This is a genomic window from Promicromonospora sp. NPDC057138, assembly GCF_042670845.1.
Lineage (GTDB): Bacteria > Actinomycetota > Actinomycetes > Actinomycetales > Cellulomonadaceae > Promicromonospora.
This window is the reverse complement of sequence record NZ_JBHUUX010000015.1, coordinates 61,833-85,332: the sequence shown is the minus strand read 5'-3', so window position 1 is coordinate 85,332 and position 23,500 is coordinate 61,833. Positions and strand designations below refer to the sequence as shown.

Genomic DNA, 23,500 nt, shown 5'->3' with positions numbered 1-23,500 from the left:
CAGGGCTGACGGCGACCCGGTCCGCGGGGCGGTCGTCTTCAAGGCCGCTACCCCGGGCAGCGCCGTCGTACCGGGGTCGGACGCTCAGGCGTCATCGTGCCGCCGGCCGGCTACCTGCGGGGTGTCCGTAACGTCTGCAGCCGTCACGGGATCGTCTTCATCGCCGATGAGAGGTCGGAGGCCTGCGACCAGATCGCGCCGTCGTAGTAGCTGTACCAGCGGCCGGAGGTGGGGTAGCAGTCGGAGCCTACGGTGACGGAGTCGGCGTCGCGCTTGAGCACTACCTCACGGGTGTCGCAGTTGTTGCCCTGGCTGATCCAGTGCGGGAAGAGGTCGCGGGAGTAGCCGGTCATCGACTCCTCCGTGCGGACGGTCAACGCGTTGAGCTCGGACTGTGCGGTGGCCTTGGACGGCGTCCCGGGCGGCAAAGCACCGGCGGGCGGTGCGGCGACGAGCGCCACGGCGGCGAACAGCAGCAGCGCGACGACGGCGGCGAGCAGGCCGCGCAGCGGGATTCTCTCGAGAGCGTCATGGGTGAACCACGGTCGCCAACCGGGCATGAACGGTTCATACTCCACGGAGCGCCCTGGTCCACGGGGAAGGAGTTGGCTGCGCCCCGGTCAGGGCAGCCCGTTGAGCGCCTTCACGAAGAATGCGTCGAGCTTCGGGCCGAGCAAGACGAGCGTGGCGACGATCGCCAACGCAACGAAGCCGGCGAGGAAGGCGTACTCGACAGCGGTCGCACCCCGGTCCTTCTTCTGGCCGTGGGAGCGGTCCATGAGTACATGGAGTGTGGTCATGAGGACAGCAGCAGCACGAGGCATCATGGCGGGTTCCTGGCGGTCGGCGCTCCAAGGCCGGAGCGGTTCTGGTGGCTGCGATCTGCATCCAAGAACGACAGTATGGCAAACATGCGCCATGCGCAATCTTCACCCCCAGGCATTATTGCTTATTGTGCAGTCCTGGCTGCCGGACCACCAAGCGCGCCAGGCCCCGCCACACACCCCGCAAAGATCGCCGCCGGGCAGGTCGGGCGCCCGGGAGGCTATCCACATGCCAGGCATGTTATGCCCTCCCCACGCCTCGAAAGGCGCGCAGTGGCAGACCTCGATGGCGCGCCGAACAAAATCCGGTCGGCGGACCACCCCGCGCTCCCGTGTCAGGTGCGCATATGCCACCTGACAACTCCGAAAGGCCATTCCTGTCCATCTCCGACCTCCTATGTCTCTGGAAGTCGGCACGCAAAGAGGCCCGGCACCGCGGGTTTCCGCGGTTCCGGGCCTCTGGTCTGCCGCTACGGGCGACGGGGGGTCAGAAGTCCCAGTCGTCGTCCTCGGTCTCCACGGCCTTGCCGATCACGTACGACGAGCCGGACCCCGAGAAGAAGTCGTGGTTCTCGTCCGCGTTCGGCGACAGCGCCGCGAGGATGGCCGGGTTGACGTCGGTGTCCTCCTTGGGGAACAACGCCTCGTAGCCCAGGTTCATCAGGGCCTTGTTGCCGTTGTACCGCAGGAACTTCTTGACGTCCTCGGTCAGCCCCAGCTCGCCGTACAGCGAGTCGGTGTACTCCACCTCGTTCTCGTACAGCTCGAAGAGCAGGTCGAACGTGTACGCCTTGAGGTCGTCCTGCTCGGGCTGCGTCAGCTGCGCGAGGCCCTTCTGGTACTTGTAGCCGATGTAGTACCCGTGCACCGCCTCGTCACGGATGATGAGGCGGATCAGGTCGGCGGTGTTCGTGAGCTTCGCCCGCGAGGACCAGTACATCGGCGCGTAGAAGCCGGAGTAGAACAGGAACGACTCGAGCATCGTCGAGGCGACCTTGCGCTTCAGCGGGTCGTCGCCCCGGTAGTAGTCGAGGACGATCTCCGCCTTCTTCTGCAGGTTCGCGTTGTTCTCGGACCACTCGAACGCGTTGTCGATCTCCGGCGTGGACAGCAGCGTGGAGAAGATCGAGGAGTAGCTCTTCGCGTGCACGCTCTCCATGAAGGCGATGTTGGTGTACACCGCCTCCTCGTGCGGGGTGAGCGCGTCGGGGATCAGCGACACCGCTCCGACCGTGCCCTGGATGGTGTCCAGGAGGGTCAGCCCGGTGAACACCCGCGAGGTCATGGTCTTCTCGTGCGCCGAGAGGGTGTTCCACGACTGGATGTCGTTGGAGACCGGGACCTTCTCGGGCAGCCAGAAGTTACCGACGAGACGGTCCCAGACCTCGAGGTCCTTCTCGTCCTCGAGGCGGTTCCAGTTGATCGCTGTCACGCGATCGATGAGCTTGAGCTTCCCTGTGGGCGACATCTTCGTTCTTCTTCCGATGTACGACGGCGGCTGCGGCCGGGCTGATCATGGTCGGTGCGGGCGCGCCAGGACAGGCGCCGCCTTAATGCTCTAGAGCATGCAGCTTACGCAGTTGTCCACCTCAGTGCCCTCCAGGGCGAGCTGGCGCAACCGGATGTAGTACAGGGTCTTGATGCCCTTGCGCCACGCGTAGATCTGCGCCTTGTTCACGTCACGCGTGGTCACCGTGTCCGGGAAGAACAGGGTCAGCGAGAGGCCCTGGTCCACGTGCTGCGTCGCCGCGGCGTACGTGTCGATGATCTTCTCGTACCCGATCTCGTACGCGTCCTGGTAGTAGTCCAGGTTGTCGTTCGTCATGTACGGCGCCGGGTAGTAGACGCGGCCGAGCTTGCCTTCCTTGCGGATCTCGATCTTGGCCGGGACCGGGTGGATCGACGACGTCGAGTTGTTGATGTAGCTGATCGAACCCGTGGGCGGCACGGCCTGAAGGTTCTGGTTGTAGATGCCGTGCTCCATGACCGAGGCCTTGAGCGCGCGCCAGTCGTCCTGCGTCGGGATCGCCACGCCGGCGGCGGCGAAGAGGCGCGCGACGCGCTCCGTGGCCGGCTTCCACTCCTGCTCGACGTACTTGTCGAAGTACTCGCCGGTGGCGTACTTCGAGTCCTCGAACCCACCGAACTTCTTCTTGCGCTCGATCGACAGGCGGTTGGACGCCGCGATCGCGTGGTAGGCCACGGTGTAGAAGTAGATGTTCGTGAAGTCGACGCCCTCGTCCGAGCCGTAGTAGATGCGCTCGCGGGCGAGGTAGCCGTGCAGGTTCATCTGGCCAAGGCCGATGGCGTGCCCCTGGTCGTTGGCCAGCTTGATCGACGGGACCGACTCGATCGACGTCTGGTCGCTCACCGCGGTCAGCGCGCGGATCGCGGTGTCGATGGTGCGGCCGAAGTCCGGCGAGTCCATCGCCTTGGCGATGTTCAGCGAGCCCAGGTTGCAGGAGATGTCCCGGCCGACCTGGTCGTACGAGAGGTCCTCGTTGAACGTCGACGGGGTCGAGACCTGCAGGATCTCGGAGCACAGGTTCGAGTGCGTGATGCGGCCCTTGATCGGGTTCGCCGCGTTCACCGTGTCCTCGAACATGATGTACGGGTAGCCGGACTCGAACTGCAGCTCCGCGAGCGTCTGGAAGAAGTCGCGCGCGCTGATCGTGGTCTTGCGGATGCGGTCGTCGGCCACGAGCTCGTCGTACTTCTCCGAGATGGAGATGTCGGCGAACGGCTTGCCGTAGACGCGCTCGACGTCGTACGGGCTGAACAGGTGCATGTCCGCGTTCTTCTTGGCCAGCTCGAACGTGATGTCCGGGATGACGACGCCGAGCGAGAGCGTCTTGATGCGGATCTTCTCGTCCGCGTTCTCGCGCTTGGTGTCGAGGAACCGCATGATGTCGGGGTGGTGCGCGTGCAGGTACACCGCACCGGCACCCTGGCGCGCGCCGAGCTGGTTCGCGTAGGAGAAGGAGTCCTCCAGGAGCTTCATCACGGGGATGACGCCCGACGACTGGTTCTCGATGTGCTTGATCGGCGCGCCGTGCTCGCGGATGTTGCTCAGGAGCAGCGCCACACCGCCGCCGCGCTTGGAGAGCTGCAGCGCGGAGTTGATGCCGCGCGCGATCGACTCCATGTTGTCCTCGATGCGCAGCAGGAAGCAGGACACGGGCTCACCGCGCTGCGCCTTGCCGACGTTGAGGAAGGTCGGCGTCGCCGGCTGGAACCGCCCGGAGATGACCTCCTCGACGATGTCGCGCGCCGTCTGCTCGTCGCCGTCGGCCAGGCCGAGCGCGACCATGGCGACGCGGTCCTCGAAGTGCTCCAGGTACTTCTTGCCGTCGAACGTCTTGAGCGTGTACGAGGTGTAGTACTTGAAGGCGCCCAGGAAGGTCTCGAAGCGGAACTTCTTCGAGTACGCGAGCTGGAACAGCTCCTTGACGAACGCGCCGGAGTACTTCGCCAGCACGGTGGGGTCGTAGTACTTGGCCTCGACGAGGTGCTCGAGCTTCGCCTCGAGCGACTCGAAGTCGACGGTGTTCGGGTTCACGTGCTGCAGGAAGTACTGGCGGGCCGCCTCGCGGTCCTTCTCGAACTGGATCTTCCCGTCCGGCCCGTACAGGTTCAGCATGGCGTTGAGCGAGTGGTAGTCCATCTGGATGCTCTCCAGGGGGATCTCGCTCAGGCCCTCAGTCAGGCTGACAGGCTCAGTGGTTGTTGCTGCCAAAATCGTCCCAATCCGTTGCGGACGCGCGCGACGTCCTGCGCGGTACCCAGTAGTTCGAAGGCGTAGAGGTACGGGACATCGCACTTCGCAGCGATGATGTCCCCGGTGATGCAGTACGCAGCCCCGAAGTTGGTGTTCCCCGCGGCGATGACGCCGCGGACGAGCGACCGGTTGTGTTCGTCGTTGAGGAACTTCCTCACCTGCCGCGGGACGGCCCCGCCCTCGTTGCCGCCACCGTAGGTGGGGGCCATGAGGACGTAGGGCTCGTCCACGCGCAGGAAGCCGTCGGCCGGGCGCAGCGGGATCCTGTGCACCGACATCCCCAGCTCTTCGAGTGCGAGCTTCTGGACGAACCGGTGCGTGTTCTCCGACACGCTGGAGAAGTAGACGAGAGAACCCACGTCACGCCTCCTTGCCGACGTTGCTGTCCTGCAGGTCAGGCCGAGGTGGCCTGCAGCGCGGCGACCGCGCTGATCTGGTCGGGGCGAAAGCCTGACCAGTGAGTGTCACCGGCTACGACGACCGGCGCCTGGAGGTATCCGAGACCGCGAACCATCTCGAGCGCCTCGGCGTCCTGCGTGATGTCGACGACCGTGTACTCGACACCCTTGCGATCCAGTGCCCGGTACGTCGCGTCGCACTGGACGCATGCCGGCTTGCTGTAGACCGTGACGCTCATGTCCGCCTCCTCTGACCTCGAAGGACACCCGTGAAATTGCACCGGTGTGCTTTGTTTGCGGGTCTGCGTCTCCCGCTGCACCAAACACTACACCTGGTGTCTGACATTCGCTCGCCTACGACATGTTGTGGTTGAGGGCGAACGAACCACCCTGCCAATCAGATATCGAAACCGCCCGAGACGCTCATGGACCATGCTCCCACGAGCCTCTGACACTGCCTGGGAGGCGGCGTGCCGCGGTTCGCGGGCGCCGTCGGGAGGGCCGCGCCGGGCGCCAGAAAGTGCACCTCACGCGCCCCCGAGAGCGTCCGCGAGACCCGAAAAGTGATCTGAGTCAGCGGCGTGTCGCGACGCTTGGGCGTGTCCCGCCGGACACCCGTCGGACACCCGCCCGTCACCCAGCGGAGCCCGGGCGGTGCCAGCCTCGCCGGTCGACTCCGCCGGGCACGGCCGTGGCCGGATCGTACGGCGCGCGCGTGAAGTGGAAGGTGCCTACGTCCAGCGCGGGGGCCCCGTCCCCGGCGTCGCGCACCTCGAACCGCTCCCCCAGCCAGTAGCCGCCCTCGACGCCGCGCAGCTCGCCTCCGACGTCGTCGAAGACGGTGCCGCGGCCGCCGTCAGGGGACCGCAGATCGACGCGGCCCGCCGCGTCGACGCTCACGGTGTGCGGGAACGGCCCCCAGTACCAGGTGCCGGTGATCGCGCCCCGCCCGACGGCGTCGCCCGACCCGCGGAGCGGCAGCAGCACAGGTGGCGCGGCACCCTGCAAGGCCGCGAGCAGAGCGGCCCCACCGCCGATCCCGTGCGTCGACGAGCCGCAGACCGCCACGACGTCGCCCGTCGCGGCGTCCGCCCGGAGATCCGCGGTGAAGCCCGGCACCGACCCGCCGTGGCCGATCGTGCGCACCGTGCCGTCCTGGCGCACGCGCACGCCCAGACCGTGGGCGGTGGGCCACGGCCCGCCGGCCGGCCCGGCGTCGTCGACGACCACGCGCGGGACGGCCATCTGGCGGCGCAGGGCGAGCGGGAGCACCGCCTCACCGGCGTCGCGGTCGGCCTCGCCGCCCACGAGCCACATGCCGAACCGCACCAGGTCCGAGGGGGTGGACCACACCTCGCCGGCGGGCCCCGCCGCCCGGTACTCGGCCACGGGCTCGTGGTGTACCAGGTCCGCGTGCGGGTGGACCGCGTACCCCGTGACGTGCGGGCCTACGGGTACGCGGCCGGTGGCCGTCATGCCCAGCGGGCCCCACAGCTCGTCACGGAGCACCGTGTCCCAGGCGCGGCCGCGGACCACCTCGACCAGCCGGCCCAGCACCGCGAAGCCCGGGTTGCTGTAGTGATACTGCTCGCCCGGGTCCCAGATCTGCTCGACGCCGGACCGGACCAGCTCGTCCCACGTGGGCCCGCCGTGCCGCTCCCACCACGGGCCGGGGAACTCGGCCTGCAGGCCGCTCGTGTGCGTGAGGAGCTGGCGGACCGTGGCGTCCGGGGCGGGCGCGTCCGGCAGGTGCCTGCCGACCGGGTCCGCGAGCGCCACCGCGCCTTCGGCGACGAGCCGGAGCACCGCCACGGCGACCATGGGCTTGGTGACCGACCCGATGCGGAAGGCGTGCTCGGGCGTCGGGCTGCCGGCCCACGGGGCATGGGCGACGCCGGACCAGGCCACCTCGCCCGCGCGGCCCGCGGCCGCGGACAGGGCGGGGACCCGTGCGGCGGTCTGCGTGCGGGCGAGCGCGCCGCTCAACGTCACGCCCAACGACCCGTTCTTCGTCATTCCCTGAAAGTACCGAACCTCAGTTGTCAGATTCTCGCGGAGGTGTCAGACGTACAGGTCACCCAAGTGACCTGTACGTCTGACAGCTGCTCGGGGGTCTGACAACTAGGCCGGGGAGACCTCGTCCGTGCCGGGGAGCACGCCCGTCGTCGCCAGGCGGCGGTACCAGTACGCCGAGTCCTTCCAGGTGCGCTCCTGGGTCTCGTAGTCGACCCGGATGATGCCGAACCGGCGGTCGTACCCGTAGGCCCACTCGAAGTTGTCGAGCAGCGACCACGCGAAGTACCCGCGCACGTCCACGCCCTTGTCGCGCGCGAGGCCGAGGGCCTCGACGTGGTCGTGCAGGTAGGACACGCGCAGCGCGTCGTGCACCCGCGCGACGCCGTCCTCGACGGTGACCTCGTCGTCGAACGCCGCGCCGTTCTCGGTGACCATGAGCGGCTGGTCCGGGTAGGTGTCGCGCAGCGAGATCAGCAGGTCCGTGAGACCGGACGGCTCGATGTTCCAGCCCATGGCGGTGTACGGGCCGGGCTGCGGCAGGAACTCGACGTCGTCCGCCGCGATCCAGGGGGTGCCGGCGGAGTCCTTGTGGCCGTCGGCCTGCTGGCGCTCCCCCTGCCCGGAGAAGTGCCGCACGCGCGCCGTCGAGTAGTAGTTGACGCCCAGCACGTCGAGCGGCTGCTGGGTGATCTCCAGGTCGCCATCCTGCACGAACGACCAGTCGGTGACCGACGCGGTGTTCTCCAGCAGGTCGGCGGGGTACGCGCCGTCCAGGACCGGCCCGAGGAACGCCCGGTTGGCCAGTGCGTCGACCTTCCGGACGGCGCCCTGGTCCGCTTCGGACGACGGGTCGTCCGGCCGGAACACGTGCAGGTTCAGGGTGATCGACGTCCTCGCGGCGTCGCCGAGCACCTCGCGGATCTGCTGGACGGCGAGGCCGTGCGCCAGGTTCAGGTGGTGCACCGCCTGCAGCGCGGCCAGGGGCTCCGTGCGGCCCGGTGCGTGGACGCCCGAGCCGTAGCCCAGGTACGCCGTGCACCAGGGCTCGTTGAGCGTGGTCCAGACGTCGATGCGGTCGCCCAGCTCCTCCGCCATCCGCCGCGCGTACCGGCCGAAGGCATAAGCGGTCTCGCGGTTGGTCCAGCCGCCGGCGTCCTCCAGCTCCTGCGGCAGGTCCCAGTGGTAGAGCGTGACCACGGGCTTCACGCCCGCGGCGAGCAGCCCGTCGACGAGGTCGGAGTAGAACCGGATGCCCTCGGCGTTGAACTCGCCCGAGCCGCCCGGCTGCACGCGCGGCCACGCGATGGAGAACCGGTACGCGCCGAGCCCCAGGTTCTTGATGTGCTCGACGTCCTCCTGCCACCGGTGGAAGTGGTCGTCCGCGACGTCGCCCGTGTCACCGTTCAGCGTCTTGCCGGGGGTGTGCGAGAACGTGTCCCAGATGGACGGGCCGCGCCCGCCCTCGCTCGCGCCGCCCTCGATCTGGTACGACGCCGTCGCCGATCCCCAGAGGAACTCCGTGGGGAATGTCCGTGCGCTCACAGTGTCACCTCTCCCGGGCCGGTGGCCCGAACGATCTTTCCGTCATTCTCGACGCTCCACTCGCCGGGCGCGTCGTCGCTGGTCACCTGCACGACGCCGGATGCGTACCGCACACGGAACGTCGCCGGGGCGCCGGTGCCGCCGGGTACCAGGACCTCCTCGTCGAACCCCTCGGGCAGACGTGTGCAGCGTAGCGTCACGCCCTCGGCCCACGCGTAGTCGGGCCGGTCGTCCCGCGCGCCGACGGGCAGCACCGTGCCGGGCCGCACGAGCACCGGGAGGGTGTCGAAGCCGTGCTCCTCGGCGACCCAGCGCGAACCAGTGACGGTCGGTGCCAGGCCGGCCGCGGCCACGTCCGGCAGGCGGGTCCACTCACCCTCCGGCAGGTAGTACTCCGCGCGGGACTCGTGGAAGACGGGCGCGACCAGCAGCGACGGCCCCAGCATGTACTGGGTGTCGACGGACGCGGCGGTCCGGTCCTCGGGGAACTGCAGCACCATCGGGCGCATGACCGGCGTGCCCTCCTCGGCGGCCACGTGGCCGAGCCGGCCGAGGTACGGCATGAGCCGCAGCTTCAGCTTCGTGAACTTCCGCGTGACGTCGACGGCCTCGTCGTCGAACGCCCACGGGACGCGGTAGGAGCTGGACCCGTGCAGCCGCGAGTGCGAGGACAGCAGGCCGAACGCGGCCCACCGCTTGAACACCGCGGGGTCGGGCGTGCCCTCGAACCCGCCGATGTCGTGGCTCCAGTAGCCGAACCCGGACAGCGACAGCGACAGGCCGCCGCGCAGGGACTCCGCCATGGAGACGAACGTGGACTCGCAGTCGCCGCCCCAGTGCACCGGGTAGGCCTGCGTGCCCGCGGTCGCGGACCGCGCGAACACCACGGCCTCGCCGTGCCCCCGCTCCTCCTCGAGGAGCTCGAAGACGACCTTGTTGTAGAGGCTCGCGTAGTAGTTGTGCATCCGCTGCGGGTCGGACCCGTCGTGCCAGACGACGTCCGTGGGGATGCGCTCGCCGAAGTCGGTCTTGAAGGCGTCCACGCCCTGGCCCAGCAGCACGCGCAGCTTGTCCCGGTACCAGGCGGCGGCGTCGGGGTTGGTGAAGTCGACCAGGCCCATGCCGGCCTGCCACTTGTCCCACTGCCAGACGTCGCCCTCCGGCGTCTTGACCAGGTACCCCTTTTCCTGACCCTCGCGGAACAGGTGCGAGCGCTGGGCGATGTAGGGGTTGATCCACACGCAGACCTTCAGGCCGCGGTCGTGCAGCCGGGCCAGCATGCCCTCGGGGTCCGGGAACGTCGCCGGGTCCCACACGAAGTCGCACCAGTGGAACTGCCGCATCCAGAAGCAGTCGAAGTGGAAGACAGTCAGCGGGATGTCCCGCTCGGCCATGCCGTCGATGAAGCTGTTGACGGTCTCCTCGTCGTAGCTCGTGGTGAACGACGTCGACAGCCACAGCCCGTACGACCAGGCCGGGACGACGGCGGGCCGCCCGGTCAGGGCCGTGTACCGGCGCAGGATGTCGGCCGGCGTCGGGCCGTGGATGACGTAGTACTGGAGCGACTGCCCGGGCACCGAGAACTGGGCGCGGCTGACCACCTCGGAGCCCACCTCGAACGACACCCGCTCGGGGTGGGCCACGAACACGCCGTAGCCGCGGTCGGTCAGGTAGAACGGCACGTTCTTGTACGCCTGCTCGCTCGCGGTGCCGCCGTCCTCGTTCCAGACGTCGACGCTCTGGCCGTTCTTCACGAACGCGCCGAACCGCTCGCCCAGGCCGTAGACGTGCTCGCCGACGCCGAGCCCGAGCTGCTCGTGCACGAAGTCGCCGTCCGGCGTGCTCGCGATCCCGACGCTCCGGTCGGAGGAGGAGGTGAGCACCTCGCCGTCGGCCACGAAGTCGACGTGCCACGGGCCGTCGGTCGAGACGCGCGCCGTGAGCCCGCCGGAGACCAGCTCTGCGGGGCCCTCGCCCAGCTCGCCGGGCACGACGACCTTGACCGCGCCCGGCTCCCGGTTGACCGCGAAGTGCGGGCCGGGGTCGCGGCGGCCCTGGTGGTGCTCGATCCGGACGCCGATCACGTCGTCCGCCGGGGCGTCGAACGTCACGGTCACCACCGGGCGGTTCAGGGTGTCGCCGCGCCGCGTGATCGGCGCCGTGGGCGCGTACACGGTCAGGGTGTCGGTGCCCGCCTCGACCGAGTCGATGTCGCGGGGACGGAGCATCTCGACGCCGGGGCGCAGATTCCAGTAGCCGTCGGTGAATCTCATGGCTGAAGCCTCACTCGTTTCTGTTCGGCGTTATGGGACGGGCTCACTTGACCGCCCCGGCAGTCACGCCCCGGGTCAGGGTGCGCTGGAAGATCAGGAAGAACACGACGGCCGGCACGAGGGAGACGAGCGAGCCCGCGTTGATGGTCGGTGCGTCCATCATGCGATCGCCCTGCAGGGAGGCCAGGGCGATGGGGATGGTCTGGGTGTCGTTGCTGGTCAGCATCACCAGCGGGATGAAGAACTCGTTCCAGGTCCAGATGAAGAAGAAGATCATCAGGACCGAGAGCGTCGGCCGCACGATCGGGAACACGACCTGCCAGAGGATGCGCCACCGGGTCGCGCCGTCGAGCGCCGCCGCCTCCAGGAGCGCGGGCGGGAACGTGCCCAGCACCGAGGACAGCAGATAGGTACCGAACGCCGACTGGATGACCGTGAAGATGATGATCACCGACCACTGCGAGTTCGACAGCCCGACGGACTGCGCCATGGTGAACAACGGGTAGATCAGCGCCTCCTGCGGCAGCATGTTCGCCAGCAGGAACAGTGCGACGATCCACAGCCGCCCCTTCACCCGGCCGATGCCTATCGCGTACGCGTTGAGCAGGGACAGCAGCGCCCCCAGCACGGCCACTACGCCTGCGATGAACACCGAGTTCCAGAGCTTGACCGGGAAGTCGGTGCGCTCCCAGAAGGCCACCACGCCGTCGAGGTAGAGGCCCGACGGCAGGGACAGCGGCCCGTTCGCCGCGTAGTCCTGCGGCGACTTGAACGCGTTGAGCAGCATGATCCCGAACGGCGCGAGGACGGCGAGGCCCACGAGCACCGCGGTGGCCAGGACGAGCCAGCGGCCCGCGCCGCGCCGGTACCGGGAGTCGATCGCGGTGGCCCGCACCTGGGTGGGCCGCAGGTCTGTGGCGACGGCCATGTCAGACCCCCTCCCTCTCACGTCGTTCGGCCCGGTTCTGCAGGCCGAGGATGATCAGCGCCACCGCCACGATCACGAGCGTGAGCACCGTGGCGATCGCGGACCCGTAGCCGACCTGCGACTTGTCGAAGAAGTTCAGGTACGAGTAGTAGCTCGGCACGAGGGTCGAGCTCTCGGGCCCGCCGCGGGTCAGCACGTAGATGGGCCCGAACACCTTCAGGGCCGCCACCGTGCAGGTCAGCGTCACCACGAAGGTCTCCGGCCGGATCTGGGGCACGGTGATGGCCCGGAACCGGTCCCACCAGCCGGCGCCGTCGAGCTCGGCCGCCTCGTAGAGCTCCGGGTCCACGCGCTGCAGCGCGGCCATGAAGATGACCACCGGGTAGCCCATCTGCACCCAGATCAGCACGAGCATCACCGACGGCAGGGCCGTGCTGGGATCGCCCAGCCAGTTGGGCGGCGTCTCGACGCCGATCCCGCGCAGGATCACGTTGAGCGCGCCGGTCTGGGAGTTCAGGATCCAGTTCCACAGCACGCCCGCCACAGCGACGGGCAGGATCTGCGGCAGGTAGTACGTGGCCCGCAGCACCGACGAGACGCGCTCGCCGAACCGCCGTCCGAGGTAGTCGAACAGCACCGCCGCGAGCACCAGGCCCAGCAGCGTGGGCACCAGCACCATCGCGACGATCATCGCCAGCGAGTTGCCGAACGACGTCCAGAACTTGTCGTCGCCCAGCAGGTCCACGTAGTTGCCCAGCCCGTTCCAGCGCAGCGGCGCCATGCCGCCGCGCCACTTGAACAGGCTGAAGTACACGTTCGTCACGAGCGGGTACCCGATCACCACGATGAACGCGGCCGCGCCGGGCAGCAGGTAGGGCAGGTACCCCACCCACGCTGCCCGACGGCGGCGCGTCCCGCGCGAGGCTCGCGGGCGGCCGGCCGCCCGCGAGCGCTCTTCGGTCAGGGTGCTGTCAGCCATCGAGCAGGTCGGCCTTGCCCTCGTCGTACGAGCTCTGCAGCCCGTCCAGCACCTCGGACGGCGTCTTGGACCGGTTGACCAGGGACTGCAGCTCGCTGACGATCACGTCGTAGTAGCCGGCCACCGGCCAGTCCGGGTAGAACGCGAGGCCGTCGTCGTCCAGGATCGCCTGGAAGTTCTCCGTGAGCTCGCGCGTGCGCTCGTCCTTGATCACCGACGCGTCGCCGGCCACGGGCAGGCCGCCCTCCTCGGCAAGCACGTTCTGCACCTCGGGCCGCAGCGTGATGTCGATGAACTCCTCGGCCAGGCTCGGGGAGTCGGCGTTGGTCGGGACCACCCAGAGGTTTCCCGACGAGCCCGTGTGCAGCGTGTTACCCGGGAAGTTGAACTGGCCCCAGTCGGCCTTGGTCTCCGCGACGAGGCGGCCGAACCACCAGGACCCGCTGACCATGAGCGGGTACGTGCCGTCGATGAACGAGACGCCCATGTCCTCGGCGGTGAGCGCCGCGGAGTCGGAAGCGATGTAGCCCTTGTCGATCCACTCGTCGAGCTTCTCGGTGGCCTTGGTCATCGCCTCGTTGTGGAAGTCGACGTCGTTCTTGAAGAGCTGGTAGTCGTCGACCAGGGCGCGGTCGCCGTAGGCGAGCACGAGCTCGTACCAGAGCTGGCCCAGCGGGTACTCGGCGCCGGCCTCGGCCAGCGGCGTGATGCCCTTCTTCTTGAAGGCGGCCAGCACGTCGTCGAACTCGTCGAGGGTGGTCGGCACCTCGAGCCCCTGCTCGGCGAACATGTCCTTGTTGTAGTAGACCCCGACGAACTCGCCGTAGTTCGGCACCCCGTACCACTCGCCGGAGCCCATGAGCCCCTGCTCGTCGTACGTCGCGGTGGTCGCGAGCGAGCCGGTCAGCTTCTCGTCCCAGCCGCGCTCGGTGGCAGCGTCGGTCAGCGGGGTCAGGAGGCCCTGCGCGGCGAGCTGGCCCGCCGTCGCGTTGCCCTTGTTGAACTCCATGACGTCGGGCACGTCGTCGCCCGTGAGCACGATCTTGGCGTTCTTCTGGATCTGCTCGAACGTCTGCTTCTCGACGTCGACCGTGACGTCCGGGTTCTCCTCCTTGAAGATCTCGATGGCCTTGGCCCACGCCTGGCCCATCGCCGAGTCCTCGTTCTCGTAGTGCCAGATCGTCAGCGTGCTGTCATCGGTGTCGCCGCCGGCGGCGCTCTGGCCGGTGCAGCCAGTCAGCGCCAGGGCGCCGGCCAGCGCGGCCGCCACGGCAGTCATGGTCCGCTTGTGCTTCATTGCATCTCCTTGGTTCACAGAGCCCACAGGGGCTCGGACGATCCAACTGCTGCGCCAGGATCGTCGAAGCGTTTCAACACGCTAACCCCAGGCATACACACGTGTCCAGTAGCGATCTGAGACAAAATGACTAGACTATCGTCGAAGCGCTTCCCTAACGTGCGACACACTTGTGTCCGGCGCGCCGTGGTCACCACCTGCCACTGCACCAGGCACACTCACACAAATACACTGCGATGCCGGACCGAAAGGAGCACTGTGGCTACGATCGACGACGTCGCCAAGTCGGCGGGGGTCTCGACCTCGACCGTGTCGTACGTGCTGTCGGGCAAGCGGCCCATCTCCGCGCCCACGCGGGCTCGCGTGGAGCGCGCGATCGAAAAGCTCGGCTACCGACCGCATGCCGGGGCGCGGGCGCTGGCCTCGTCCCGCACCAACGTCATAGCGCTCATGGCGCCGCTGCGCGTGGGGGTGAGCGTGCCCGTCATCATGCAGTTCGTCGCGGGCGTGGTCACCCGTGCGCGGGACTTCGACCACGACGTCCTGCTGCTGACCCAGGACGACGTGAGCGGCCTCGACCGCGTGACCGGCGGCTCCATGGTGGACGCCCTGGTCATGATGGACATCGAGGCCGACGACCCGCGCGTGCCGCTCGTGGCCGCCGCCAAGCAGCCCACCGTGCTCATCGGCCTGCCGCAGGACCCGGAAGGGCTGAGCTGCGTCGACCTCGACTTCGAGGCCGCAGGCCGGCTCGCCGTCCGGCACCTCGCGAACGCCGGCCACACAGACATCGCACTCATCGGCTCGCCACCCGAGGTGCTGCGGCGGCACACGTCCTACGCCGAGCGGCTGATACGCGGGCTGCGCAACCAGGCCACGAGCTCCGGCGTGACGGTCAAGGTAGAGGCGTGCGACACCACGCCGTCCGGCGCATCGGAGGCCGTGGACACGCTGCTGGCGACCGCTCCGGACACCACGGGGATCATCGTGCACAACGAGGCGGCGCTCCCCCACGTCCTGGCGCGGCTGGCCGATCGCGGCATCGTCGTCGGCGCCGACATGTCTGTCGTGGCGGTGTGCCCCAGGGACGTGGCACTCTCCCAGCGCATCCCGATGACCAGCATCGACCTGCCCGCCGAGGACATCGGCAAGGTGGCCGTCGACATGGTCATGGCACGTCTCGAAGGCGAGCAGCCGTCCGAGACCCGGCTGCTCGCCCCCGTGCTCACCGAGCGCGCAAGCTCGGCGTTCGGACCCGCCGCCGCGAGCGGCTGACGGCGGGCACACCCCGTTGCTCACCCCTTGATGGCGCCGAAGATGACGCCCTTCGTGAAGTGCCGCTGTACCAGCGGGTACACCACGAGGATCGGCACGATCGCCAGTATCATCACCGCCATCTTCACGGGCAGGCCGGTCACCGCGCCGGCGTCAACGTCGACCTGGCCCACGCCGCTGCCGGGGAGCGTCACCCCCTGCAGCACATAGGACCGCAGCACAAGCTGCAGCGGCCACTTCGCGTTGTCGTTGATGTAGAGCATCGCGTTGAAGAACGCGTTCCAGTAGCCGACGCCGTAGAACAGCGAGACCACCGCTATCACAGCCCTCGACATGGGCAGGACGATCTGCCCCAGGATGCGCCAGTCCCCCGCGCCGTCGATCCGGGCGGCGTCGATGATGGACTGGTCGATTCCCATGAAGAACGCCCGCAGGATGAGTACGTTGAACGCGCTCACCGCCCCCGGGAGGATGAGCGACCAGTAGCTGTCGATCAGCCCGAGGTTGCTCACCAGCAGGTAGGTCGGGATCATCCCCGCACCGAAGAACATGGTGACAAGGAAGATGAACAGCACCGGCCGGTGGGCGAAGGAGCCCGGTCTGCTCAGCCCGAACGCCCCGAGCACGGACACCGTGGTGGAGAGCACCGTACCGACCACCGTGATCCCGATGCTGACGATCGTGGCCCGCGTGACGATCCCGCCGGACAGGATCTGGCTGTAGGCCGACAGCGTCAGGCCGCCGGGCACGGTGACGAGGCCACCGGCCCGGGTGATGTCCGCCTGGGTGGAGATGCTGGTGAGCACCACCGTGTACAGGGGGTAGATCACCGTACCCACGATGAGCAGCAGCGCCACCGCCTTGACGAGAAGTCCCAGCGGGCTGGGGTCCTCCTCCCAGACCGGCCTGTTCTTGCCGCGCAGCAAGGCGCGGTATCGGGCCGAGCGCTGGGGTGGTCGCTTCGACGGCCGCCGCTCCGGCTGCTTCGGCGCGTGCTTCTTGGTGTGATTCTCTGTTCGGATTGTCATGCGCGCTGGTACACCCCCGCCTCGCCCACGAGGTGGGCGAGCTTGTTGGCCCCGAGCACCAGGGCGAGCGAGACCAGGCCCTTGACGAGCCCGGCGGCGGCGGCGAAGGCCCAGTCGCCGTTCACGACGCCCTGGTAGTAGACGAATGTGTCGAGCACCTCCGCGACGTCGGTCCCGACGGCGCCGCGCTGGAGGATGAGCTGCTCGAACCCGACGGTGAGCGAGTCGCCCAGCCGCAGGATCAGCAGCAGGATGATCACCGGCCGCATCGCAGGGAGGGTCACGTGCCACATGCGACGCCACCGGCCGGCGCCGTCGACCACCGACGCCTCGTAGAGCTGTGGGTCCACGGTGGCGAGCGCCGCGAGGAAGATGATGATCCCCCAGCCGGCGTCCTTCCAGACGGACTGCGCCGTGATGAGCAGCAGGAACGTGTCCGGATTGGTCATCAGGTCGAACCCCGAGTACCCCGCCTCACGCAGCCGGGTCGACACGACGCCGGCACCGCCGAAGATCTGCTGGAAGATCGTCACGACGATCACCCAGGAGAAGAAGTGCGGCAGGTACACGATCGACTGGATGGTGGAGCGCAGGCCCGGGGTCAGCACGCTGTTCAGCAGCAGGGCCAGCACGATGGGCACCGGGAAGAAGAAAACCAGCTGGAACGCGGTGATGATCAGCGTGTTCACCACCGCGTCGAGGAACAGCGGGTTGGTGAACACGCGCGCGAAGTTGGCCCACCCCACGAACGGGCTCTCCTGGATCCCGATGTACGGGGAGTAGTCCTGCCAGGCCACCACGTTGCCGAGCATCGGCACGTAGGCGAACACGGCCAGCAGCAGGACGGCCGGAGCCACCATGATGAGCAGCGAACGGTCCCGCCGCGCCCGCGTGGTCCAAGGTATCTTGCGGCGCGGCGGACCACTGACCGTCGATTTCGTGGCACTCACTGCTTGTCCAGGATGTCCTGGTAGAACGCGCGCAGTTCCTCACCGCCGGAGCTGCTCCAGGTCGCTACGGCGGCATCGAGGTCCTTCATCGTCTTGCGCCCGCGCGCGATGTCCTTCTCGAGGTCCTCGAACGGCGTCTTCAGCGCCGCGTACTGGGCCGGCTCGGAGATCTGCATGCCATAGAACGGCGGGTCGGCGAGGTACTGGGCGCCGTCGGCCATCCACGTGCAGAATGCCTCGACGAAGCCCGGGTACTGCACCGTGGAGTTCACCACCGGCGGGTCCACCAGGAAGATGTACGACCCCTGCACCTCGGTGGCCGCGAGCTCGGTCGGGACCGGCAGGCCCTGCTTGTCGAGCGTGTAGTGCGTGCCTTCCTCGCCGTATCTGATCAGCGCGTACTCGGTGGTGCCGAACGGCGCGGCCAGGAAGTCGGCCACTGCGAGCAGCTCCTCGATCTTCGCCTTGTCGTCGTTCTTCTTCAGGAACGAGAAGATGCCGACCGGCTGGCCCCTCCAGATCACCGGCGTGCCGCCGTCGGCGGCGAACGGTGCGAAGGGGCGCTGGTCGTAGTCCGGGTTCACCTCCTGCATCCGGCCCAGCGCCTCGGCCCAGCCGCCGACGCCGTCGGCGGTGATCAGGACCTGGCCGGACTCGAAGTTCGGCTTCTGCGCCTCCGGGTGGTCGGCCACGGCGTCGGGGTGCACCGAGCCCTGCTTGTACAGCTTGATCTGCCATTCCAGGGCGGCCCGGTACTCCTCGGTCTCGATCCTGTGGATCAGCGAGCCGTCGTCTGCCAGCTTCCAGAGGTTCGGCACCGCGAACATCATGCCCGCGGCCGTCCACAGGTCGTTGGCGCCCCACTGCTTCTTGCCGGGGTCGGTGAGCTCCTTGCACAGGTCGAGCAGGTCCTGGGCGCTGGCTGGCAGCTCGGTGATGCCCTGCTCCTCGAACAGGTCGGCGCGGTAGAAGATCGCGTTCCCGATGACGTCTCCCGGGAACGGCAGGCCGTAGAGCTTGTCCTCGAAGACGCAGAACTTCCAGGCGTCCGTCGGGATGTTGGCGAGGTTCTTGTACTTCTTCACCTTGTCGCCGGCCAGGAAGGGCGTGAGGTCCTCGAACACCCCCTCGACGGCCTGGTTGAACCGCGGCGGGACGTTCCACGTGGGCACGCACACCCAGTCCGGCACGTCCTTCGGCGACGCGAGCACGGCGGCGAGCTTGTCGCCGTAGGTGTTGCCGTCCGAGATCTGGAACTTGATCGTGGTCCCGGCCGCCTCGTTCACCGCGTCGAAGTACCGGTTGCCCTCGGTGGGCGGGAGCGCCGCCCACAGCGGCGTCATCGCCGTGTAGGTGCCGCCCGAGCCGGGCGGCGAGTCGAAGACGGTGACGAGCTCCTCGGGCATGGTGGCGTAGCCCGCGGTGGAGCCGTTGACGCTGGGGAAGTCCGGCTTCGCGTACTCCACGGGCACGTAGGCGGGCAGGTTTCCGGCAGTCACGACCCCAGGGGCCGCAGAGGACCCGCCGGCGGTGGTGCACGATGTGAGCAGCGACGGTACGCCGACGACGCCGGCTCCGACCGCCAGGAAGCCGAGGAACGACCGTCGGTCCAGCCGACCGGTCAGCAGGGATGCTGTCATGGCTTTCACTCCTTCGTGGGCAGCGCGGCACGTCAGTGTGCCCGGTCAACGACGGAAGGCGGCCGAATCAATGTCGAAGCGCTTCGACCTCCGTCGACATCACGACAGTAGGGCAGAGGGCGCAGGGGAGGCAACGACTTGTCCGGACTGGAAGACGGCGCCCGCCCTCAAGCACGCCCTCGGGCACGTAGGTGTCAGCGTGCCCGTCATCATGCAGTTCGTCGCGGGCGTGGTCACCCGTGCGCGGGACTTCGACCACGACGTCCTGCTGCTGACCCAGGACGACGTGAGCGGCCTCGACCGCGTGACCGGCGGCTCCATGGTCGGCGCCCTGGCCATGATGGACATCGAGGCCGACGACCCGCGGTCATGATGCTGGTCTTCGGGATGCGCTGTCGCCGTCGACGTGGGTCATGGCGTGCCTCGAGGGCGAGCAGCCGTCCGCTACCCTGCTCTCCGCCGTGCTCACCGAGCGGGAGAGCTCCGCGTTCGGGCCGGCCGGCAAGCCCGACTGACAGCCGCGCACGCCGGCACCTTCCTGACCACTCTGCCCTCCTGACCTCGCGGAACGACCGAGCAGCACCCCAGCTCGCGACGGTTCGACAACGAACGCTCCTGACGTTCGTTGCCGAACCGTGAACTTTTGGTCATTGCACGGCAAGGCGCATCTCTGGTAAAAATATCGAAGCGCTTCGACGGGGCTGGCCTCTTCCAGCTCGCCGTCGCGCCGCCACATCGATGTGGCCGATCACGAGGGAGTGACACGTGAGCCTTACCCAGGGAGCGCCGCAGGAGGTGCTCGGTGCGCGCACGTCGCCGGATGCCGGACCCGCCGACGCGGACAGGGGCGGTGGTCGCGGCCGGCGCAGACAGGCGCCGGCCCACGGCAAGAGCTCGCGGTCGATGTTTCTCGTCATCCTGCCCTTCCTCGTGCTCGTGTTCGTGTTCTCGTACCTGCCGCTGCTCGGCTGGGTGACAGCGTTCTACGACTACAAGCCGGCCCTCGGCCTGGGCGGCAGCGAGTTCGTCGGGTGGCAGTGGTTCCAGATCCTGGTCTCGTCCCAGACGCAGCTCGAGCAGATCGGGCAGGTCATGGCGAACACCCTCGCCATGAGCTTCCTCGGCATCGCGACGTCGCTGCTGCCGGTCTTCTTCGCGATGCTGCTCAACGAGGTCCGGGCCAGCTGGTTCCGGAACGCGGTGCAGACGCTCACGACGCTCCCGAACTTCATCTCGTGGGTGCTCGTGTACATGATCGCGTTCTCGATGTTCTCGACGTCGGGCCTGGTCAACACCACGCTGCACGACTGGGGGCTGATCACGGTCCCGATGAAGTTCCTGGACAGCGACCAGCACATCTGGCTGACCATGCTCGCCTGGAGCCTGTGGAAGGGCCTGGGCTGGGGCGCGATCATGTACCTCGCTGCCATCGCCGGCATCGACCAGTCGCTGTACGAGTCGGCCCGGATCGACGGCGCCAACCGGTTCCAGCTCATGCGCTACATCACGTTCCCAATGCTGATGCCGACCTACGTGGTGCTGCTGGTCCTCTCCATCGCCAACATCCTGAACAACGGCATGGAGCAGTACTTCGTCTTCCAGAACGCCTTCAACAGGGAACACATCCAGGTGCTCGACCTGTACGTCTACAACGTCGGTATGACCGGGAACAGCCTGTCGCTGGCGACGGTCCTCAGCATGCTCAAGAGCCTGATCTCGCTCGCACTCCTGCTCGCCGCCAACGCGATCGCCAAGCGCGCCCGCGGGTCGTCGATCATCTAGGAAAGGACCGACGTCGTGACCACTACGGACACTGGGCCCCGTCTGCGCCGCGCCCGCGGCGACATCCCGTTCGCCCTCACCAACTACGCCGGCTTCCTGCTCTTCGCGCTGGTGTGCGGCTACCCGTTCTACTACCTGATCATCAACTCGGTCAGCGCGAACGACCTCAGCGCGCTCGGCGACGTGCGCCTGTGGCCGGTCGGCCTCCACCTGTCGAACTACGAACAGATCCTGGGGCTGCCAGGGCTGACGAGCTCGATGATGGTCTCGATCGCGCGCACCGTGATCGGCACGGGGACCACGGTCCTCGCGTCGGCGTTCCTCGGCTTCATGTTCACGCAGGAACGCCTCCGGAACCGCTCCCTCTGGTATCGGCTCGTCATCTTCACGATGTACTTCAACGCCGGCCTCATCCCGGTGTACGTCACGATCCACACGCTCGGGCTGACCAACAACTTCTGGGTCTACATCCTCCCGGCGATCGTGCAGCCCTTCAACATCATCCTCGTCAAGACGTACGTGGAGTCGCTGCCGCAGTCGCTGCAGGAGGCCGCCGAGATCGACGGCGCCGGGATCGTGACGATCTTCTTCCGGATCATCCTCCCGAACATGACGCCGATCCTCGCGACCGTGGCGATCTTCTCCGCCGTGGCCCAGTGGAACTCGTTCCAGGACACGCTGCTCTACGTCACGGACCAGAAGCTCTACCCCCTGCAGTACACGCTCTACACCTATCTCAACCAGGCCAACAGCCTGGCCACGGCGGCACAGAACGCGCAGGGCAACCTCGGCGCGATCGTCTCCGCCGCCACGACACAGACGCCGACGTCGATCCGTATGACGGTCGCCGTGATCGTGGTCCTGCCGATCATCTTCGTCTACCCGCTGTTCCAGCGGTACTTCGTCAAGGGCATCATGCTCGGCGCGGTCAAGGGCTGACCGCTTCTCGCGCAACACAGTTCTCGCGCAACACAGTTCCGTGCAACACAGTTCCGTGCAACACAAAGGAGTGTCATGAGATCACACAAGGCCACAGCGATGCTGGTGGCTCCGCTGCTGGGAATTCTGTCCCTCACCGCCTGCACGGGGTCGGGCACGCCGGACACCGAGGCGGTGTCGCTCGACCAGGACTGGTCCAAGGCCGAGCCCCTCACGATCGACGTCTTCGACGGCCCGGCCAACTACCAGGGCATCCAGGGCGGCTGGTTCGGCAAGATCGTCAAGGACAAGTTCAACATCGAGCTGAACATCCTCGCCCCGAACGTCGCGGGCGGCGGCGACACGCTCTACAACACCCGCGTCGCGAGCGGCGAGCTCGGCGACCTCATCATCGTCGGCAAGGGCAAGCAGGCCGACGAGCTGGTCGAGGGCGGCCTCATGCTCGACGCATCCCCCTACTACGAGTCCATGAAGAACGCCTCCGCGTACGACACGGCGGTCCAGAACCTGAACGAGGGGAAGGACGGGGTCTACGCCTTCCCGACCACGGTCTCCACGATCAAGCCGACCGAGCCGGGCGAGAGCATCGACCCGACGTTCGGCCCGTACCTGCGGTGGGACTACTACGCCGACGCCGGCTACCCCGAGATCGGCACCCTCGAGGACCTCCTGCCGGTGCTCAAGGAGATGCAGGACGCGCACCCGAAGGCCGACAACGGCAAGCCGGTCTACGCCGTCTCCCTGTTCAAGGACTGGGACGGCAACATGATGGTGATGGGCAAGCAGCCGACGACCCTCTACGGCTACGACGAGATGGGCTTCGTGCTCGCCAAGGCCGACGGCTCGGACTACCAGAGCATCATCGACACCGACTCGCAGTACGTGCGCGCGCTGAAGTTCTACAACAAGGCGAACCAGATGGGCCTCGTCGACCCGGAGTCGACCACGCAGAACTACGACACGATGTTCGCCAAGTACCAGGCCGGCCAGGTCCTGCTGTCCTGGTGGCCGTGGCTGGGCCAGTCGGCGTACAACACCGAGCAGAACATGGCCAAGGGCAAGGGCTTCGAGCTCGTGCCGATGGAGGACCAGAAGATCTTCACGTACGGCGCCGAGGCCTACGGCGGCGGGCTGGTCTACGGCATCGGCTCGAAGGCCGAGGACCCGGCTCGCATCGCGGCGTTCATCGACTGGCTCTACTCGCCGGAGGGTGTCCAGTCCACCTCCGCCGACACCATGGGCAACACCGGTCCTGAGGGCCTGACCTGGGAGGACGGGCCTGACGGACCGAAGCTCACCGATTTCGGCCGGAAGGCCCTCCTGGAGGGCGACGCGGACGTGCCGGCCGAGTGGGGCGGCGGAAAGTACAAGGACGGCGGCTCGGCGCTCAACGTGTCGGCGGTGCTGCCCGCCGAGGTGAACCCGAACACGGACTTCCCGTACGCCTACAAGTACTGGCCCAGCTACCAGGAGACCGTCGCCAACCCGCTGACGGAGGACTGGTCCAAGCGCATGGGCGCGACGACCACCATGCAGTACCTGCAGGACAACGACCAGCTCATCGTGGCGCCGGGGTCGGGTTTCGCCGCCCCGACGGACGACTCGGAGATCGAGACACTGCGCAACCAGGTCAAGGCCAGCATCGTCGAGTACTCCTGGAAGATGGCCTTCGCCAAGGACGACGCCGAGTTCGACAGCCTGCTCGCCCAGCTGCAGGAGACGGTGAACGGCCTGGGCTACGAGAAGGTCCTCGATGTCGACATGGCCAACGCCAAGGCGCAGAACGAGGCCCGCGTCGCGGTCGCCGACGAGCTCGGCTGAGCGCCCACCGCGTTCCGTGACAACACAGTT

At 67.8% G+C, this 23,500-nt stretch carries 19 protein-coding genes and 1 pseudogene; 5 read left to right on the top strand and 15 right to left on the bottom strand.

Going from position 1 to position 23,500, the window contains the following annotated elements; translation table 11 throughout:
- Positions 1–143: 143 nt before the first annotated feature.
- The 12 genes from ACFT2C_RS11660 to ACFT2C_RS11605 all read right to left on the bottom strand — a co-directional run bounded on the left by ACFT2C_RS11660 (position 144) and on the right by ACFT2C_RS11605 (position 14,035).
- On the bottom strand, positions 144–560 hold the full coding sequence (locus ACFT2C_RS11660; RefSeq protein ID WP_377207212.1) for a hypothetical protein: 417 nt from the start codon (positions 558–560) through the stop codon (positions 144–146).
- Between the two features lie 60 nt (positions 561–620).
- Complete coding sequence (locus tag ACFT2C_RS11655) at positions 621–800, bottom strand: Flp family type IVb pilin (RefSeq protein WP_377207211.1); 180 nt, start codon at positions 798–800, stop codon at positions 621–623.
- A gap of 511 nt (positions 801–1,311) precedes the next feature.
- Positions 1,312–2,292: a class 1b ribonucleoside-diphosphate reductase subunit beta gene (gene nrdF, locus ACFT2C_RS11650; protein WP_377207210.1), complete on the bottom strand. Its 981-nt coding sequence runs from the start codon at positions 2,290–2,292 to the stop codon at positions 1,312–1,314.
- Positions 2,293–2,382: 90 nt separating this feature from the next.
- Positions 2,383–4,488: a class 1b ribonucleoside-diphosphate reductase subunit alpha gene (gene nrdE, locus ACFT2C_RS11645; RefSeq protein ID WP_377207227.1), complete on the bottom strand. Its 2,106-nt coding sequence runs from the start codon at positions 4,486–4,488 to the stop codon at positions 2,383–2,385.
- Between the two features lie 38 nt (positions 4,489–4,526).
- Positions 4,527–4,961: a class Ib ribonucleoside-diphosphate reductase assembly flavoprotein NrdI gene (gene nrdI / locus ACFT2C_RS11640; protein ID WP_377207209.1), complete on the bottom strand. Its 435-nt coding sequence runs from the start codon at positions 4,959–4,961 to the stop codon at positions 4,527–4,529.
- Positions 4,962–4,996: 35 nt separating this feature from the next.
- The gene (nrdH, locus tag ACFT2C_RS11635; protein WP_377207208.1) at positions 4,997–5,239 is read right to left on the bottom strand and encodes a glutaredoxin-like protein NrdH; all 243 of its coding nucleotides are present in this window, start codon (positions 5,237–5,239) and stop codon (positions 4,997–4,999) included.
- 394 nt (positions 5,240–5,633) lie between these two features.
- On the bottom strand, positions 5,634–7,016 hold the full coding sequence (locus ACFT2C_RS11630; RefSeq protein ID WP_377207207.1) for a serine hydrolase domain-containing protein: 1,383 nt from the start codon (positions 7,014–7,016) through the stop codon (positions 5,634–5,636).
- Between the two features lie 105 nt (positions 7,017–7,121).
- Positions 7,122–8,558 carry a GH1 family beta-glucosidase gene (locus ACFT2C_RS11625; protein ID WP_377207206.1) on the bottom strand — a complete coding sequence of 479 codons (1,437 nt, stop codon included), beginning with the start codon at positions 8,556–8,558 and terminating at the stop codon, positions 7,122–7,124.
- Positions 8,555–10,831, bottom strand: a complete 2,277-nt coding sequence (gene yicI, locus ACFT2C_RS11620) for an alpha-xylosidase (protein WP_377207205.1) — start codon at positions 10,829–10,831, stop codon at positions 8,555–8,557. The genes ACFT2C_RS11625 and yicI overlap by 4 nt, the downstream gene beginning before the upstream one ends.
- 43 nt (positions 10,832–10,874) lie before the next feature.
- Complete coding sequence (locus ACFT2C_RS11615; protein ID WP_377207204.1) at positions 10,875–11,759, bottom strand: carbohydrate ABC transporter permease; 885 nt, start codon at positions 11,757–11,759, stop codon at positions 10,875–10,877.
- A gap of 1 nt (position 11,760) precedes the next feature.
- A complete protein-coding gene (locus tag ACFT2C_RS11610) occupies positions 11,761–12,738 on the bottom strand; it encodes a carbohydrate ABC transporter permease (RefSeq protein WP_377207203.1) in 978 nt (325 codons plus the stop codon).
- Complete coding sequence (locus ACFT2C_RS11605; RefSeq protein ID WP_377207202.1) at positions 12,731–14,035, bottom strand: ABC transporter substrate-binding protein; 1,305 nt, start codon at positions 14,033–14,035, stop codon at positions 12,731–12,733. Before ACFT2C_RS11605 ends, ACFT2C_RS11610 begins: the two co-directional genes overlap by 8 nt.
- A 258-nt stretch (positions 14,036–14,293) precedes the next feature.
- On the opposite strand from ACFT2C_RS11605, the gene ACFT2C_RS11600 reads away from it, so the two are divergent.
- Positions 14,294–15,310 carry a LacI family DNA-binding transcriptional regulator gene (locus tag ACFT2C_RS11600; RefSeq protein WP_377207201.1) on the top strand — a complete coding sequence of 339 codons (1,017 nt, stop codon included), beginning with the start codon at positions 14,294–14,296 and terminating at the stop codon, positions 15,308–15,310.
- Between the two features lie 20 nt (positions 15,311–15,330).
- On the opposite strand, the gene ACFT2C_RS11595 is transcribed toward ACFT2C_RS11600, so the two are convergent.
- Genes ACFT2C_RS11595 through ACFT2C_RS11585 form a run of 3 tightly spaced genes read right to left on the bottom strand, consistent with a single transcriptional unit; the run spans position 15,331 to position 18,928 of the window.
- On the bottom strand, positions 15,331–16,338 hold the full coding sequence (locus tag ACFT2C_RS11595) for a carbohydrate ABC transporter permease (protein WP_377207200.1): 1,008 nt from the start codon (positions 16,336–16,338) through the stop codon (positions 15,331–15,333).
- Positions 16,335–17,288 carry an ABC transporter permease gene (locus ACFT2C_RS11590; protein ID WP_377207199.1) on the bottom strand — a complete coding sequence of 318 codons (954 nt, stop codon included), beginning with the start codon at positions 17,286–17,288 and terminating at the stop codon, positions 16,335–16,337. Before ACFT2C_RS11590 ends, ACFT2C_RS11595 begins: the two co-directional genes overlap by 4 nt.
- Positions 17,285–18,928 carry an extracellular solute-binding protein gene (locus tag ACFT2C_RS11585; RefSeq protein ID WP_377207198.1) on the bottom strand — a complete coding sequence of 548 codons (1,644 nt, stop codon included), beginning with the start codon at positions 18,926–18,928 and terminating at the stop codon, positions 17,285–17,287. The genes ACFT2C_RS11590 and ACFT2C_RS11585 overlap by 4 nt, the downstream gene beginning before the upstream one ends.
- Before the next feature lie 187 nt (positions 18,929–19,115).
- On the opposite strand from ACFT2C_RS11585, the pseudogene ACFT2C_RS11580 reads away from it, so the two are divergent.
- The 4 genes and pseudogenes from ACFT2C_RS11580 to ACFT2C_RS11565 form a co-directional block, all read left to right on the top strand.
- Positions 19,116–19,295 (top strand): annotated as a pseudogene (locus ACFT2C_RS11580) (LacI family transcriptional regulator); the annotation flags it as partial.
- A gap of 398 nt (positions 19,296–19,693) precedes the next feature.
- Complete coding sequence (locus ACFT2C_RS11575) at positions 19,694–20,710, top strand: ABC transporter permease subunit (RefSeq protein WP_377207197.1); 1,017 nt, start codon at positions 19,694–19,696, stop codon at positions 20,708–20,710.
- A gap of 15 nt (positions 20,711–20,725) precedes the next feature.
- Positions 20,726–21,649, top strand: a complete 924-nt coding sequence (locus tag ACFT2C_RS11570) for a carbohydrate ABC transporter permease (protein WP_377207196.1) — start codon at positions 20,726–20,728, stop codon at positions 21,647–21,649.
- Between the two features lie 75 nt (positions 21,650–21,724).
- Positions 21,725–23,470 (top strand): ABC transporter substrate-binding protein, encoded by a 1,746-nt coding sequence (locus tag ACFT2C_RS11565; RefSeq protein ID WP_377207195.1) that lies wholly within the window; start codon positions 21,725–21,727, stop codon positions 23,468–23,470.
- Positions 23,471–23,500 lie beyond the last annotated feature (30 nt).